Source organism: Pseudomonas sp. GM25, assembly GCF_000282255.1.
Classification (GTDB): Bacteria; Pseudomonadota; Gammaproteobacteria; order Pseudomonadales; family Pseudomonadaceae; genus Aquipseudomonas; species Aquipseudomonas aphyarum.
On the sequence record NZ_AKJQ01000038.1, the window covers coordinates 141,266 to 156,726 of the forward strand.

Consider the following 15,461-nt stretch of genomic DNA (forward strand, 5'->3'; position numbering starts at 1 on the left):
ACCCCTGTAAGACCCACCGACGTACAACAACGCCGAAGCCGTAACCAACGATAGAACAGCGGCACCTCAAACCCGTAGGGCAAAAATACACGAGCACCGCTGGAGTGTAGGAAATTTCTTGGTTGGTGCGTGATTCAGTCGCCCGATTCATTCAGCCATTGCAGCAGGCCATGGCCGGTCATGGGCCGGGCCAGAAAGAACCCCTGCCCGGTCTCGCAGCCCAGTTCCAGCAGGCCTTCGCGCACCCGTGGGCCACTGACGCCTTCAATCACCAGATTCATGCCCAACGACCGCGCCAGTGTCTGGGTGCCGAGGATCAAGGCGCGATTTCGCGAACGATGCAGACGCTGGACAAAACGACCGTCAAGCTTGATCTGGTTGAAGGGCAACTGGCAGAGCAACTTCAACGAAGAAAAGCCCACGGCGAAATCATCGATCGCCAGACTGCAACCCAAAAGCCTCAAACGCATGAGGCTGCATTGGGTGGCGGATGAACAATTGAGCAAACCGTTTTCGGCCAGCTCGAAGGTCAATGTCGATCCGTTGAAGCCGTGGCGTTCGAGGGCCTGGCGGATGTGTTCGACCAGTCGGCTGTCGGTGAGCTGCGAGGCGTGCAGGTTGAACGCCAGCGTCAGCGTCCGGTTGCGGCGGCGCAGCATGCCCAGCAGGCTCAGGCCCTGTTCGAGCAGTTGCTTGAACATCTGATCAATCAAGTCATAGGCCAGCACCGCGGCAAGAAAGTCGCCGGGCAACAACACGCCACGGGCCGGATGCTCCCAGCGCACCAGGGCTTCGGCGCCCACCACGTCACCGCTGCACAACTGAAACTGTGGCTGGAACCAGGCGCGAAACTCCCCCAGCGCAAGCCCTCGGCGAACCTCGTCTTCCGAGGGCAGCGCCGGAGGTGGCGGCAACGGCACCGGACGCGCCTGCGTGAGGCGGTAGCGATGCAGGATGCGCTGCAACGAGCGCAGCTGAATCGGCTCGCGCATTACCCCGAGCAGATGCAGCCCAGCCAGCGAGGCCATGTGCCCCAGGGCCCGGTGCAGCTGTGGTTGCAGCTCACTGCACACGGCAACGGCGCGGACCATGCCGTCGCGGTGGGCGTTGGCGAGAAAATCCAGACAATCCAGCCCGCGACTCGTCAGGGCGCACAACACAATGTCCACGCCACCCTGCAAATGCAGTTGCACCAGCGCCTGTTCGGGGTCACTCGCTTGCAGAACGTGCCGGACACCGAGCCGGCGCAGCATCTGTACCAGCACGCGGCGCGCGAAAACCCGATTGTCCAGCACCAGAACCCGTGGGAAGGCCATGTCCCCTGCCCTTACTCAATCAACCTGTCGAGCCCCATAGTGACCAGCGAGGCTGACATCGAGCGAAGGATTTATCCGAGCGACTTGTAGGAATTTTCCTCACGAAAACCCCGCTCAGTAATAGACCACCTGCACCACCATGATCGCCTCGAACGGCCCGACCTTCGGGTCACCCAACGATACGACCGTTGCACTGAACGGCACGTCGATGTGGCTCACGTCCGCCGGAAAACTGGCCAGGGGGAAAGGTTCGTTGATCGGCACCAGCGTGTTGCGCGCATCCCGGACCTGAATCCCGAGCTGACTGTCCGCCGCCGGCAGGAGCGTGTTCTGGCCCTGCTGATAAGGGGTGACAAAGGTCGCGCCGATATTGATCGCACTGCTGCACTTCTTCTCCAGCGCCAGGTTGAACGGCTGGGTCGGACTCGGCGGCTCCAGTCCGGTGGAGGTCTTCTGGATCACACCGAAATCGACGATACCCGGCTCCGGCGTGACTTTGACGTCGACCGTGCAGGCCGTCCCGACGATGTTCTGCAGCCCGCTGAGCTGGAACCGGAAGTTGCCCGCCGGATTACTCGGCCCGCCATTGAGTCCGTAGAGCCCGTCAAACTGGAACACGTCATAGGTGTCCTGCGACGGTCGTTGCAGCGGCAGCAACCCGCGCTTGCGGATCACCACCTGAAACGCGATGGTCGGGTTTACCGTGGAGCACGCCAGCATATCGGCACCGCTGGTCGCCGTCGGGCAACCACGGGAAATGAACCCCGTGTTGACGCCCTGGGTCGGGTTGGAACTCCAGTCGCCGTCCCAGGCCGTCACCTGTTTGTAGACCAGACCGAACTCGATGCCCCAAGGGGTGGCGTCAAGGCCGGCGGGGTTGCCGTAGAAGTAGATCGGATCGTCTTCATTGAAATGCTGGTCGAACAGTTTCCAGCATTTGGCCGGCACCACATGGGTTTTCGAACGCCAGATAATGGTGCCGTCCGGGACCGTGTCGGGCACCGAAACCGGGCCGATGTATTCATTCAGATAGGTGCCGCCGTCCATGGATTTGCACAGCATGGCCCACGATGCCGGGGAAAATCCCAGCATCAGCACAGCGGCGCACACACCGAGCAGCGAACGCACCACGCCCCTGCCCCTCAGCCTGCGAGTCATGGCGCCACGGCCTTGCACACCGACGCGGCGCAATGGAACAGCGTATCGGTCTGGCCACCGAAATCATTCATGTTCGAGACCCGTAACTCGGTGAACGAGGTGAGGCTCAACGGCAACCGGGCGCCACTGTACGGCGCGATCATCACGGTCTCGATCGGCATTTTGCTTCGCTCCGCGCCCGCCAGCAGGCCGACCACGGTGATGTGAAACGGCGTCGGGTTGTCCACCAGCAACTGCTTGCCGGGCCCGTCGATTTTCAGGTTCAGGCTCAGCGCCAGATCCTGCCCTCGCTCGCGCTTCACCGAGGCCGGGCGATAGAACAGCTTGATTTTCGACTGCAAGGCAATCTGCATGGCGTTGACCGCTTCGCTTTTCGGCGGGATCTCGCGCACGTTGAGATAGAACACCGATTCGCGGTCAGCGGGCAGCGACGTCTGCGGCAGTTTCACAATGCGCAGCACGCTGCTTTCGTTGGGTTCGATGCGCTGCAACGGCGGCAGCACCATGAACGGTGTACTGACCTTTTTGCCTGCGGCATCTTCGATCCAGGACTGCACCACGAATGGCAACTGAGGGTTCTTGTTGCTGACGGTGACGCCCACCGACGGCGCACTCTCCTCGAAAATCACCCGTGTCCGGTCGGGTACCACGGCGGCGTTGACCAGCAGCGGCGCGCACAATCCTGTCAACAGGCCGAGACGGTTGAAAAAACGAAGTCGAAACATTGGGAACTCCAATAAAGGTGAAAGGAAGAAATCCATCATCGCGGCGGGCTCAAAGGCACCGCACGGGGGTGGCAATGTTGCTCACCACATCGGCGTCGGGCAGCACGGCCAACGCGCAGCTGTGGGAGTCGTCCCAACGCGCCACCAGCTCGGCGCCGGTCTTGGCACCGAGCAGATAGGTCACGCCCGCTTCGCCGACGATGCCGATTTCCTTGTGGGTGTGGCGGTCCTGGACCGAGGCCCCGAACGGCACCGGCTGGCCGTTGCTCCGGGTCAGCTCGACATAGGCGTTATGGCCTTGGCCGGTGGCGAAGTTGACGTAGCCGATGGCGCCTTCGGTCAGCGCCAGACGCTGGACCGGGTTGGTGACTTCGGTGTTGAGCGGCAACTTTTCCATGTTCACCCGGGCCTCGTAGGCCTGGAACGAAGGCAGGCCGTCCATCACGGCAAAACCATCGCGGTTGGAGCGGGCCTGCCCGGTGAATGCCACGTCCGGCACGCCATCGGTGGACGCCAGCAACCGGGTGTCGCCGTTCGAGCCATTGCCGTGGGCCGCCACTCCGTAGCGGGTCACCACCAGCGAACTGTCGAGTTCACCGGTCACCGATTGATAGGTGCTGCCATCGGTGGTGGCCGAGGCATTCGCCCGGTAGGTCGAGGCGCGTTTGCCCACGTAGGCGTTGACGTATTTGTTGTCGCCGACGCCGCCGTAAACCTGGTAGTTCATGCCTTCGCCATCGTCATGGCTGTAGCCGACGCTGGTCGATGTCGCCCCGGAACCCGAGCGCTGGAGATTGCTCGACACCATCGAGTTGCCGCCCAGAGGAACGCTCACCCCGAGGTAGATCTGCGAGTCGTTGCTGCGAGCGTTCTGCGTCTGGTACGCGGACAGGTTGACGTTGATGTTCTTGACGTTGCCCAACGTGAAACTGCGCGCCAGCGACAGGCCGAAGCGATCGGACGGTGACGCGTCCCAATACGTGGAGTGGTCGTAGGACAGGCTCGTCGACAGCCAGGAAAAATGCTTGGCCAGGGTGACCGTGTAACGCTGCTTGCCGGCGTTCTGCGAGTAGGCTTCCGGGTCGCCGACAAACTGCGAGAAGTTGGTGAACGTCTTGTCGGAAAACCGGTAGCCGAGAAAGCGCAAATCCGTGCCGATGGCGTCGAATCGCTTGGAATAGTTGATACGGTAAGAGTTACCCGTCGCGGTATCGCGGTTGCCGCGCAGCTTCGCCCGGGACGTTGTAATGTCCGCCGACACGGCGCCGAACACGCCCAGATCCTTGCCCACGCCGAACGCATTGGACAGATAACCGGTGGCCGCCAGCGAGCCGCCATACAGCGTCCATTCCCGGGGCAGACCGTACGCCACTTCCGACGCGACGAAGCCAGGCTCCGTCCCGCCCCGGCCCGTCAGCCTGGGCTGCCCCGCCGACACCTTGTAGCGAAACTCGCCCTCACGGGACAGGAACGGCACCGCCGCCGTGGTGACGGTGAAGGTCTGTTCGCTGCCGTCTTCTTCGCGCACAGTCACGTCCAGTGTGCCTTGCACGCTGCTGTTGAGATCCTGCAGGCTGAAGGCCCCCGGCGTCACCGTGGTCGAATACAGGACGCGGCCCTGCTGGGCGACCGTGACCGTCGCATGGGTGCGCGCCACGCCGCTGATCAACGGCGCATATCCGCGCAGGCTGGGCGGCAGCATCCGGTCGTCACTGCTCAGGGACGCGCCGCGCAGGGCGAACGTGTCGAACACATCAGAGTTCAGGTAATCCTCACCCACCGACAACTTCGAACGGATCGAAGGCAGTGCGCGATAGGCATACAGCCGGTTCATCTGGAAGGCTTTTGCATCCCCGTCATCGGCGGCGTGACCCGTGTCCTGCCGGGCTTGGTAGTCAGCGCGGATTCGCCAGGCATCGACGTTCAAACCGGCAGTGCCGTAGCTCTGCAGCGAACTGTTGTTGCCCGAAGACCCGCCGGCCGACGACTGTCGATGATTGGCAATCACCCGGTAATCCAGCAGCGCGCCGTCCAGGCCGTTGCTCCAGGCCGCCGGCGGAATGTAAGTGGGGTCGTCGTATTCGAACGAGGCTTGCGGCAGGCTGATGGACAGCCGACCGAGGTTTTTCAGGTACTTGACCGAGGCGTTCTCGATGCCACTGAGGTCAACACATTGACCGTCGGCCAGACGCGGCAAGTCGCGCAAGACGTCAGGCTTGAGTCCAAACATGTTGACCAACTCCAGCGGCAGGCAGGCATAACTTTCCTGCGCGTTATCGAGCCCTTTGAATTCAATTGAGCGGGTACCGAAATAACGTTGATTGACCACGATATCCAGCAAGTAACTGCCCGGCACCGTGTATTGGGCATGTGCAAACTGCCCGAGCCTGACATCGTCATTCCGATCAATATTCAGAAACTCCGAATTGAACTCCAGCGCCATTGAACACGGGGCGCAGAAAAGCAATACGCTAGACACGACAAGTTGGCGGCAGCACACGGGGACAACCCTTTTAATCAGCACTGTGACAGACAGGAAAAAGGGGCTTGCGCCCCTTTTTTTTACAACTTTCGATACAGGCGTATCAGTTGTAGGCGACGGTGAAGTTGGCGACGCTGTCCGCCTCACCGGTGGTCACGGTCGCAGCGGTAGCTTCGTACATGGCAGCGAAGGTGACGGTGTTGTTGCCGTTTTGCAGTACGACCGGAGCCACTTGTTCCTTGCCGTTATCGAGCATTTCGCCGGCGCTGGCCTGCAGGCGGATACCGACGTTCTGGGCCAGACCGGTGGTGGCGAACAGCGCTGGTACAGCTGGGTCCTGCACGCCGCTGAAGGTGAAGCGCGCGTTTTTCTGGGTCGCGGTATCGCAGTCGGTCAGGACGATGTCGAACTTGGTCGGCGTCGAACGATCACCAATCGCCTTGAACTGGTTCGAAGGCACCTGGCCCAGGGAAACGGTCTGGTCCAGGGAGTTGGCGTCGATACCACAGGCGCCGGAAACGATTTCACCGATGAAGCGCACGGTGCCCGGATTGCCGCTCGCCGGCGAAGCGGCGTTGGCAAAGGAAGCAAGACCCATAACAACAGTAGCGGCGGTAACAGCGACAATCTTTTTCATGAATACAACTCTTGGGATAGTTATTGAGTGCGCAGGATGCCAACTTGCAGAACATCGATGAGCGGTTACTTTTCACTACTTGATGAATCCCTCCATCTTTCCCCTTTTCGAAAAGTAACTTCATCCATGCTCTTGCAAGTTGAGCATCTCTGCTGCGAAACAATAATGTTCGATTCAAAGCATCGAAAATGTACGTTCTTTCCCCTCAACTTGTAGGACATTTCCCAGCACTGGTTTTTATTTCAAGGCGCGGTGCAGGTTGCTTCCATGACCCGATAACCGTCCACCACCGGCGTCTTGCTGATGTCCAGGCGGATCTTGCAGCTTTGCCCGGCCTTCTCGCCCCACTTCATGCTGTAGACCTTGCTGTCATTGACCGACAGCAACACTTGACCGGCCTGGCCGACGACCCCGGCGCTCGCCCCTTTCTCGTCGAGCACCGTGGTGCCGAACGGCAGCAGCGCACCGTCCTTGAGCCGCACATTCAGCAAGACCTTTTCCGAGCGGCTGGCGGCGAACGTGGCCTTGACCACAGCGCCACGGCGCGGCACGACGTTGGTCACGCCTTCCTCGATGTCCACGCTGGTATCGAGTTCACCGGTGTCCACCGCCACCCGGTTTTTGCGGTACGGCGTCACGTAGGGCACCAGCGCATAACCCTTTTTGTTGGTCAGCGTGCCGGGGGCATTGAGCACACCGACATTCGGCGTGTCCTTGACCTCGACGAGGGCGACGGTTTCACCCAGGGTCTGGCCGAACTCCAGGCCATCGCCATGGGCCAGGACCGAACCGGCGGCGCTGACCGATGCCTGACGGTAGCCGTTGCCCACGCTGACACCGGCGCCCAGTTGGGCAAACGGCGCGCGGTAGCTGACCAGCGCCGAACCGTTGTTGCCGGCGTTGTCCGAGCGGTTGGCGTTGACGTTGTAAGTCACGTCGCCATTGCGTCCGCTCAACCCCGCCCGCTGATCGAGACTGCCATCGTTGTTGCGGGTGACCGAGTAGGTGCCGGTGCTGCGGGTCTGGCCGATCGGCATCGAAACGGTGAACACCACTTGATTGTTCTGGCCGAAGTTGTCGGTCAGGGTCTTGCTCGCGTACACACCGTAGGTGACGCCTTTGTGCTGGGTGTTGAAGCCCAGTTGCATCTGCTTGTCCTGGCGCGATGAACCCCAGTAGTTTTGCTGGCTGACGTTCAGGTAGAACGAGCCATAGCTGTCGAGCGCCTGGTTGACGCTGGCCTCCACTTTGCTGCGGCGCGAGGCGTTGTTGAAATCGTTGGGTTCCTGCAGGCGCACCGCTTCTTCGAAGTCACGATAGCCTTCGGTGGAATAGCGATAGCCGGCGAAACGCACCGAAGTGCCGGTTTCAAAGGCCTTGCCATAACGCACGCCAACGCTTTGGCCCTTTTGCTTGCCGCTCTGCTGTGCGGTGCCGCGCGGCACGGAGGTCTGGGCTTGCGTGACATCGAGGGACACCGCGCCCAGGCTGCCGAGGCTTTTGCCAACCCCGACCACGCCGGCGCCGTAGAACTCGGCGCCGAGCACGCCGCCATAGAGCGTCAGGTCAAATGGCAAGCCATACGCCAGCGATGCCTGGGCGAAGGCCGGGCGACTGCCGCCGTCCACCGCGTTGTACTCACCCGCCGTCACGCTGTAGCGCCAGGTCTTTTCCCGCAGCATGTTGGCCAGGGTGGCGTACGGCTGAGTGAAGCGGCGCTCGCGACCATCGGCCTCGGTGATGATCACTTCCAGGTCGCCACTGCCCGAGGCGGCGTTGAGGTCATCGATTTCGAACGCACCCGGCGCCACGTACGTGGTGTACAGCGAATAGCCGTTCTGCCGCACTTCGACCTTGGCCTGGGTTTCGGCGATGCCACGAATGATCGGCGCGTAACCCTGCATCGAGTCGGGCAGCATGCCCATGTCCGAAGCGATCTGAGCGCCGCGAAACGGAACGCTGTCGAACACGTCGCCCGGGGTGAAGCTTTCGCCGAGGGTCAACGTGCCTTTGATCGCGGTCAGATCGCGCTGGGCGTAGGTGTTGCTGCGCTGCCACTCCTGCTTGCCGGATTCGTCCTGACGGAACGAGGAACTGGAGCGAAAACGCCAGTCGCCCAGGTTGAAACCGCCGCTGCTGTAAAGGTTGTATTGCATCCCGCTGTCACGATTATCGGACTGGGTCTGCGCGGCCGAAAACTGATAGTTGAGCATCGCCGCATTGATGCCGCGATCCCACTCCTGCGGCGCGACATAACCGGCGGCATCACGGCGCAAGGCGATCTGCGGCACGCTGATGTCCAGGGCCAGGCGACTGGCATCGAAACTCACCGAAGCGCCGTCGATCATGCCCGCCAGATCGATGCATTCCGGCAGCGTTTCGCGCGGGGTCACGAACGCGTCGAGCTTCACGCCCATTTCCTTGAGAAACGCCTCTGACAGGCACACCCGCACCTCACCGGTTTTCTCGTCTTTGGCGAACGTCATGTCGCGGCGATCGAAAAAGCTCTGGTTCAGGCGGATGAGCACCGGGTAAGTACCGGGAACGATGGTGCCGCCGTTGGCAATGGCGTCCAGGTCGAGGTTCGGCCCGGCGCTGGTGCCACCGAATGACTGCATGAAACTGGCGTCGAACTTCGCCGGTTCTTCGGCGCACGCCACGCCCCCCATCAGCGCGGCCAGAATGGCGGCAGACAGACGCAACGGGGAAAACGGCACGGACGGGCAGACAGGGTTCAGGGCATCGTTTCGCATGGCAATACTCAATACGCGCCCGTCACGCTGGCGCAGCAACGCGAGGGTTCGTTCGCAAGGAGAAAGGACGGTGGGTGTTTCCGGGCGGTGTTACTGGGCGCTGCTCAGGGAGACCTTGGAAGGCTCGCTGTAACCGCCGAAATCGTTGATCACGGAGAACACCACTTCACCGCTGCGGCCGTTGAAGCCGGGCAACGGGTAACGCTGGCTGCTCATCGGCGCGACCATTTTCGGCTCATTGACTTCAACCGATTGCGCCCCGGCATTGACCTTCACCCCGATGAACGAGACATGGAACGCCGATGGGTTATTGACCAGCAGCACAGGCTTGCCCTGTTCCTGGACCAGGCTCCAGCGCAGCTGGGACAAGGCGTCCAGCGAGGTGCCCTTGAGACCGGCCGGGCGATAGAACAGTTTGATGCGGGTGCGCATGGCGATTTTCAGGGTGTTTTCGTCGGCCTTGCCGGCCACCGGAATTTCCTGGGCATTGAAATAGAACACCGACTCGCGATCCGTGGGCAGCGTGCCCGGTACTTTCTGGATCCTGACCATCTGCTCTTTGCGCGGGTCGAGGCGAAACAGCGGTGGCGTGGCCACAAAAGGAGTTGCGGTGGTGTTGTCGTCGGCTTCGGTGTTGATCCAGGTCTGCACCGCGTACGGTTGAGCGGTGGTGTTGCCGACACTGATGGAGGCGTCGCGCTTGCTGCCGTCGAACACGATGCGCGTTCCGCCGAGCATCACACCGGCCTGGCTGACGCCGGCGAACAGTGCGCCGCTCAACATCAGGGCCAGTACCGCTGTGGTTTTGAAAGGGGTCGCAAAACGTTTCATTTCGATCATCCTCTTGGCACCACGGCCACCGGGCCATGGTGAAGGAAGGGACAGCCGGGTGGTTGCCCGGCTGTTCATCGACAGGTGTTACTGGTAGTCGACGGTGAACGCCGCCTTGGCGTTGGCCGGGCCCGCAGTCGCGGCGCCGGTGGCGATGTAGTTGGCGGTGAAGCGCAGTGGCTGGGTCAGGTCCAGGTAAGGAGACGACTCCAGGCCCACTTGCACGTCCTTGCCGGTGGCGTCCTTGATCTGCACGGCGACGTTGGTGGCGACACCGGCTTCCGGGGTCAGACCGATCCACTGGCCACTGGAGCCGGCGTTGCCGCTCAGGGACAGGAACTTCACCACGGCTTTCTTGCCGGCCACGCTGCAGCCCGGTGCGGTGGTGTCGATGGTCAGAGTGAAAGCACCGCCGCCCGCGATCTGGCCGGCCGAGGCCAGGGAGGTCACTGGAACACTGCCCAGGCCCACATCACCGGCACCCGCCGAACCGTTAAGGTCACTGACCACCACCGGGCAGGTGTTGTCGGTGACGCTGCCGGTGAAGTTGATTTCGCCGTCCGCCGCCATCGCTGCTTGCGATGCGCCAGCCAGAACCAGAGCCAGGGTCAAACCTTTGAGAGCAAACTTTTTCATGATCACATCCAATTAATGAAGGAGTGTCTGCAAGCCTTCACCAGGCCGTCAGACGGAGCGACGTGGCCATCCAACCTCGGGATGATGCGTTTCGTCTGGGTTCATTATCGGAAGACAGGGGGTGCTGCTCTGTAGGAAACGTCCCTGTGCTTGTAGGAAATTTCCGACCGTCAAGCCACCCGACACAGCACGGTCCACACGGCAAAAACGACGACGCCACAGATCGAAAAATCTGTGGCGCCAAGAGAGGAAATGCAGAGGGAATCAGCGATAGGTAACCGAGAAGCTGGCATAGCCGTTGGCTGAACCCGGCATCGGCGTCGGGCCATCACCGGTCTGGATGTAGCGGGCCTTGAGCGGCACCGTGGTCGTGCCGTTGACCACCCGGTTCAGCCTGACCGGCTGCCCCAGATTCATCGGCGTACCGTCATCGCGCAGCACCTGAATGGCAACGCCTTGCGCGGTGGAATCACTCGACAGACTCAGAATGCCGTTGGCCGCGTCGATGATGTTCGACGTCTTGTGGCCATCAATCTGGACGTTGGCGTAATTGCCGTTGAAATAACCGTTGGAGTTGCCGGGGTAGTTACTGCCGGCAATGCACGAGTTCAAGGTGATGGCGAACGACTGGGGAGGCGTCGTCGAATTCTTGCCATTGAACACACGCTTTTCCCAGTTGCCCATGGGCACGTTGATCTGATTGGCAGGCGCAGCCGGCATCGAACAACCCGCCACCGTGACCGTCGCGGTGAACGTCAGATCGAAGATGTGACCACGGTCCGAGTTACCTCGCGCCACCAGTTGGTTGATGGTGTGCGTGCCCGGTGCGATTTCACCGGTCTTGATCAGTGCATAACGCATCATCGCCGAGGACATGCCGCTAAGGGCGTAGGAGATGTTGAGGTTGAGGGCAAACGGCATGAAACGACTCGGGTTGCCAGCAGGCGATTGCCATGGCGTTGCAAAACCCGTCATGTAGATCGCTACGCCGATTCCGGGGACATTGGTCTGCAACAAGGAACCGGCCGGGACATTGAGCGAATCCACCGGAATATTGCTCGCCAAGGGGCCGATCAGGGTCGTGCTGTAGGACGCCGTGAGACCACATACCAGCCGGTCGCCAAAAGGCAACTCGCGGATCGGACTGAAATTGTTCAGCGTCGTGCCGACCGGCACATCACGGGGCGCGAAGACCGTACCCGCGGCAAGGGTCAGTTGCTTGGGAGTCCAGTCGCTGCCGGTCCAGGTACACGCCGCGATGACCGGCGTGGCCGCCAGTAACAGGGCCGAAACACCCAGACCGCCTAAAATTCGTGTGCTCATGTGCATGGTTGAAGTCCTCATGGAAGCGACTGTCCGCATCGATTGCCGCCAGCCTGCCCGTTGATCGAGGTCTGGCGTAAAAGCCAGATGAAACAGGATTATCGGAAACGGGCGTCACCCGACGCGTAGCCTTCTTCCTGCCGATTTGTAGGAATTTTCCTGCGCAGAGCACCCACACTGACTTCACCTTTCAGACCAGGTGATTGCGCCTGGCAAACTCGGCCAGCGACACCACCGACCTGACCTTGAGCTTGGCGATCAAGCGCGTTTTGTAGGTGCTGACGGTCTTGTTGCTGATCAGCAAGGCATCGGCAATCTGCTTGTTGGTCATGCCACGGGAGAGCTGTTGCAGAATGCTCAGCTCCCGTTCGGACAGGCTCTGAACCAGCACGGGATCGGCGGCCCATGCATCATGACGGCGTTTCGCGCCGTGCCCCGAATCGGGAAAGAAGGTATACCCGCCCATCACCACCTGGACGGCTTTGACCAGTTCCTCCGGCTCATCGGTCTTGCAGAGAAACCCCGCCGCCCCCGCCTTCATGCAGCGCATCGAATAACGCACGGCCAGCTCCGAAGTCAGAACCAGGATTTTGCTGGCGGCGCTCGCACGGGTGAGGCGCGAGATCACCTCCAGACCACCGATGGCGGGCGATGAGAATTCCAGCAGGACCAGATCCGGTTCAAGTTCCCCGGCGAGCCTGACCGCGTCCGTTCCATTGTCGGCCTCGGCTACCGCACCAAACCCCTGCTCGACCAGCAATCGACCGACCGAAAGGCGAATGCAGGGGTGATCGTCCACAACCAGTGCGCTGTACATAAAGCATCCTTTTCAATGATCGGGCAGCACTCGCCGCTCAGCCCTGCTGACGCTGGGCCGAGTGAGAAAATCTAGAGAAGGACGGGACGGGAAGAAGCAGGAAAATTCCATGCGCACGTAGGACTTTTCCCAAACATACAGGCGATGGGGGCATTGCCCGCCCCCATCGGTAAGGGCTTTGCAATCTTTGGGGTTAGCGGCTGTCGTCGGTCACGGACCGGATCGTCATTTGAACACCGGCACAGCAACCAACTCATCCGACTTCTGGAGATACTCGCGCAACCGCCCACCAATTTCCGCAATCTTCGCCTCGCCCTCTCGCAGTGCTTGCGGATTGGTGTGTACGGAGTAATTCCCAAGCGCCAGTTCATAGGGATGAGGCTGCGCCGAGCCGATCACGAACACGGTGTCTTCGCGCAAGGCCTTCAGCGTCACGGCGCCGTTGCCGGGTTCGAAGACCGCCATTTCACCGGCGCTGACCAGATCCGGCGCCGCCAGTAATCCACGGCTGACGCTCAACCATAACGATTCGTGGCCTTCGGGTGGCGTGTAAGTCCAGGTCTCGCCGAGGCCCAATGTGACCAATAGATAATTCATTCCCGCCGGCGCCCGAACCGGGCTCTGGACACCCTGGTGCAGGCCGAGAATCACCCGCGCCGGCCCCACTTCGGGCATCGCGCCGGACTCCAGGTACTGGCTGTCGACACTGCCGTTTTCCAGTTCCGGCGGCAGCGCCACCCACAGTTGAAAACCCTGGATCCGCTCGGAAGCCCCGACCGACATTTCCTTGCCGTGCCAGACCCCGCCACCCGCGCGCATCCACTCGACGCCGCCGTAGTCGATCATGCCCTTGCCAGAATCGGCATCCTCGAAACGCAAGTTGCCTTCGGTAATCAGCGTGACGGTGGCGATCCCCGAGTGCGGGTGCATGGGCATGCGGTTGATGAACGAGGCTTCACCTTCAAACAGATCGAGGAACACGAACGGCTTGATCAACTGGCCCAGATCCGAAGGGCTCATCAACCGGACAATCGAGCCATGCCCGCTGCCGCTGGTGCGGTAGCGGATGGCGCGAAGGGTATCGGGTTCGCGGGTGTAGCCAGAGAGTTGTTGCTGGACGGTCATGATGATTACTCGGTTCTGTTGCGGGGGCGGTCAACAAACAGCCTGAAGCGCGGTGAAGGACGCTGTGCTTCACCGCGCCCGACGATCAACCGCGGCGAGCGTCGAGGCTGAAGCGGCCGGCACCGAAGGCCACGACCTGCAACAGGCCACCAGCCATGGCGATGTTCTTGAAGAAGTGGATGAACTGGTTCTGATCGGCCAGTGCACTGTGGAAGGCCAGCGCGGTGAACACGCTGAACAACGCCAGGACGGCAGCGACAGTGCGGGTGCGGTATCCCGCGATCAGTGCCAGGCCACCGCCGATTTCGACAATGATCGCCACGGCCAGCGCCACGTGTGGAAGCGGCAAACCTACCGAGTCGATGTAGCCGATCATCATCGCCGGCGCGGCCAGCTTGGAAAAACCAGAGAGGATGAAAATCACGCTGAGCAATACACGACCGATCAGCGCGGCCGAAGCCTGTTTCGCGTCGGAACGGTTCTGGTGAGCGGTGGAGGTTGCGAGGTTTGCAGAAGACGTCATCAGGGCATTTCCTTCAATGAGGGTGCGATTCGACCTGAACCGCCCGGGTGAAGAAATGTTGCGCCCGGCCTGCTCATCTGAATAGCCGACTAATTTAGATCATTAGTGTCGATAAAATAGATAAGCTGCTTACCTCTGACCAAAGACTTCAATCGTGATTCGAGGAACCCGGCATGATCTCCGACCCAGGCACACCGACGCTCGATCAACTGCGCGTCTTCCTCACCGTTGTGGAAATCGGCAGTTTTGCAGGAGCTGCGCGCAAGCTTCACCGGGCCACTTCGGTGATCAGCTATTCGATTGCCAACCTTGAAATGCAGCTGGGCGTGACACTTTTTGATCGCCAGACCACCCGCAAACCGCAACTCACCGAAGCCGGGCGCACCGTGCTGGCCGAAGCCCGGACCATCGCCAACGGCGTGCATGGCCTGCGCGCCAAGGTCAAAGGCCTGCTTCAAGGGCTCGAAGCCGAGGTTCACGTGGTACTCGACGTGATGCTTCCCGCCGAACGTATCGTGGACGCGCTCAAAGCCTTTCAGGAGGAATTTCCCACGGTCGCCCTGCACTTGCACATGGAGGCCCTCGGCGCCGTGACCGAGCGGGTAATCAACCGAAACGCGGTCATCGGCGTGAGCGGCCCGATGAATGAAAGCATCGATGGTCTTGAAAGAATCGGCGCCGGCAACGTCGAGCTGATCCCCGTCGCTGCGCCGAATCATCCGCTGGCCTTGGCCATGCTAAATCCGCCGGGGGCCGGACGCGAGTTCACGCAACTGGTGCTGTCCGATCGCTCGGAACTGACCAAGGGCAAGGAGTTCGCGGTGCTCAGCAACCGCACTTGGCGACTGGCGGATCTGGGTGCCAAGCACATGTTGCTGCGCGAGGGCATTGGCTGGGGCAACATGCCGACGCCGATGATCCAGGAAGATCTGGACAGCGGCCGGCTCGTGCCACTGAACCTGCCGGAGTACACCAGTGGCAAATACCCTTTCAGCATCATCTACCGCTCGGACCTGCCACCGGGGCCGGCAGCGCGGTGGTTGATCGAGCGCTTCGTTCAACAAGCTGCGGCGCCGGAACCAGGCTGAAAACCCACGTCGGAACAGGACAAAGCCGTCTACGCTCCAGCCACCCC

The 15,461-nt window shown here is 61.2% G+C and carries 13 protein-coding genes; 1 reads left to right on the forward strand and 12 read right to left on the reverse strand.

The window, feature by feature from the left end; genetic code table 11:
• Nucleotides 1–134: 134 nt before the first annotated feature.
• The 12 genes from PMI24_RS14865 to PMI24_RS14920 form a co-directional block, all read right to left on the reverse strand.
• The gene (locus PMI24_RS14865; protein ID WP_007955255.1) at nucleotides 135–1,316 is read right to left on the reverse strand and encodes an EAL domain-containing response regulator; all 1,182 of its coding nucleotides are present in this window, start codon (nucleotides 1,314–1,316) and stop codon (nucleotides 135–137) included.
• A gap of 114 nt (nucleotides 1,317–1,430) precedes the next feature.
• A complete protein-coding gene (locus tag PMI24_RS14870; RefSeq protein WP_007955258.1) occupies nucleotides 1,431–2,474 on the reverse strand; it encodes a fimbrial protein in 1,044 nt (347 codons plus the stop codon).
• Nucleotides 2,471–3,199, reverse strand: a complete 729-nt coding sequence (locus PMI24_RS14875) for a fimbrial biogenesis chaperone (RefSeq protein ID WP_007955259.1) — start codon at nucleotides 3,197–3,199, stop codon at nucleotides 2,471–2,473. The genes PMI24_RS14870 and PMI24_RS14875 overlap by 4 nt, the downstream gene beginning before the upstream one ends.
• A gap of 49 nt (nucleotides 3,200–3,248) precedes the next feature.
• The gene (locus PMI24_RS14880) at nucleotides 3,249–5,642 is read right to left on the reverse strand and encodes a fimbria/pilus outer membrane usher protein (protein ID WP_007955261.1); all 2,394 of its coding nucleotides are present in this window, start codon (nucleotides 5,640–5,642) and stop codon (nucleotides 3,249–3,251) included.
• A 142-nt stretch (nucleotides 5,643–5,784) separates the two neighbouring features.
• Complete coding sequence (locus PMI24_RS14885) at nucleotides 5,785–6,318, reverse strand: fimbrial protein (RefSeq protein WP_007955263.1); 534 nt, start codon at nucleotides 6,316–6,318, stop codon at nucleotides 5,785–5,787.
• A gap of 242 nt (nucleotides 6,319–6,560) precedes the next feature.
• The gene (locus tag PMI24_RS14890; RefSeq protein WP_007955266.1) at nucleotides 6,561–9,071 is read right to left on the reverse strand and encodes a fimbria/pilus outer membrane usher protein; all 2,511 of its coding nucleotides are present in this window, start codon (nucleotides 9,069–9,071) and stop codon (nucleotides 6,561–6,563) included.
• Between the two features lie 90 nt (nucleotides 9,072–9,161).
• Complete coding sequence (locus PMI24_RS14895; protein WP_007955268.1) at nucleotides 9,162–9,902, reverse strand: fimbrial biogenesis chaperone; 741 nt, start codon at nucleotides 9,900–9,902, stop codon at nucleotides 9,162–9,164.
• 87 nt (nucleotides 9,903–9,989) lie between these two features.
• Nucleotides 9,990–10,538, reverse strand: a complete 549-nt coding sequence (locus tag PMI24_RS14900) for a fimbrial protein (protein WP_007955270.1) — start codon at nucleotides 10,536–10,538, stop codon at nucleotides 9,990–9,992.
• A gap of 264 nt (nucleotides 10,539–10,802) precedes the next feature.
• Nucleotides 10,803–11,867: a fimbrial protein gene (locus tag PMI24_RS14905; RefSeq protein WP_007955272.1), complete on the reverse strand. Its 1,065-nt coding sequence runs from the start codon at nucleotides 11,865–11,867 to the stop codon at nucleotides 10,803–10,805.
• Nucleotides 11,868–12,051: 184 nt separating this feature from the next.
• Nucleotides 12,052–12,678, reverse strand: coding sequence for a response regulator transcription factor (locus PMI24_RS14910; protein ID WP_007955274.1), 627 nt, complete (start codon nucleotides 12,676–12,678; stop codon nucleotides 12,052–12,054).
• 225 nt (nucleotides 12,679–12,903) lie between these two features.
• Complete coding sequence (locus tag PMI24_RS14915; protein ID WP_007955276.1) at nucleotides 12,904–13,803, reverse strand: pirin family protein; 900 nt, start codon at nucleotides 13,801–13,803, stop codon at nucleotides 12,904–12,906.
• A gap of 85 nt (nucleotides 13,804–13,888) precedes the next feature.
• A complete protein-coding gene (locus PMI24_RS14920; RefSeq protein WP_007955277.1) occupies nucleotides 13,889–14,326 on the reverse strand; it encodes a DoxX family protein in 438 nt (145 codons plus the stop codon).
• Nucleotides 14,327–14,499: 173 nt separating this feature from the next.
• On the opposite strand from PMI24_RS14920, the gene PMI24_RS14925 reads away from it, so the two are divergent.
• A complete protein-coding gene (locus tag PMI24_RS14925; RefSeq protein ID WP_007955278.1) occupies nucleotides 14,500–15,414 on the forward strand; it encodes a LysR family transcriptional regulator in 915 nt (304 codons plus the stop codon).
• The last annotated feature ends 47 nt before the right edge of the window (nucleotides 15,415–15,461 follow it).

Coding starts and splice junctions, on each gene's coding strand:
- PMI24_RS14885 (WP_007955263.1), bottom strand. CDS start 6,318: ATGAAAAAGATTGTCGCTGTTACCGCCGCTACTGTTGTTATGGGTCTT.
- PMI24_RS14870 (WP_007955258.1), bottom strand. CDS start 2,474: ATGACTCGCAGGCTGAGGGGCAGGGGCGTGGTGCGTTCGCTGCTCGGT.
- PMI24_RS14925 (WP_007955278.1), top strand. CDS start 14,500: ATGATCTCCGACCCAGGCACACCGACGCTCGATCAACTGCGCGTCTTC.
- PMI24_RS14915 (WP_007955276.1), bottom strand. CDS start 13,803: ATGACCGTCCAGCAACAACTCTCTGGCTACACCCGCGAACCCGATACC.
- PMI24_RS14865 (WP_007955255.1), bottom strand. CDS start 1,316: ATGGCCTTCCCACGGGTTCTGGTGCTGGACAATCGGGTTTTCGCGCGC.
- PMI24_RS14910 (WP_007955274.1), bottom strand. CDS start 12,678: ATGTACAGCGCACTGGTTGTGGACGATCACCCCTGCATTCGCCTTTCG.
- PMI24_RS14900 (WP_007955270.1), bottom strand. CDS start 10,538: ATGAAAAAGTTTGCTCTCAAAGGTTTGACCCTGGCTCTGGTTCTGGCT.
- PMI24_RS14890 (WP_007955266.1), bottom strand. CDS start 9,071: ATGCGAAACGATGCCCTGAACCCTGTCTGCCCGTCCGTGCCGTTTTCC.
- PMI24_RS14880 (WP_007955261.1), bottom strand. CDS start 5,642: ATGGCGCTGGAGTTCAATTCGGAGTTTCTGAATATTGATCGGAATGAC.
- PMI24_RS14895 (WP_007955268.1), bottom strand. CDS start 9,902: ATGAAACGTTTTGCGACCCCTTTCAAAACCACAGCGGTACTGGCCCTG.
- PMI24_RS14905 (WP_007955272.1), bottom strand. CDS start 11,867: ATGCACATGAGCACACGAATTTTAGGCGGTCTGGGTGTTTCGGCCCTG.
- PMI24_RS14875 (WP_007955259.1), bottom strand. CDS start 3,199: ATGTTTCGACTTCGTTTTTTCAACCGTCTCGGCCTGTTGACAGGATTG.
- PMI24_RS14920 (WP_007955277.1), bottom strand. CDS start 14,326: ATGACGTCTTCTGCAAACCTCGCAACCTCCACCGCTCACCAGAACCGT.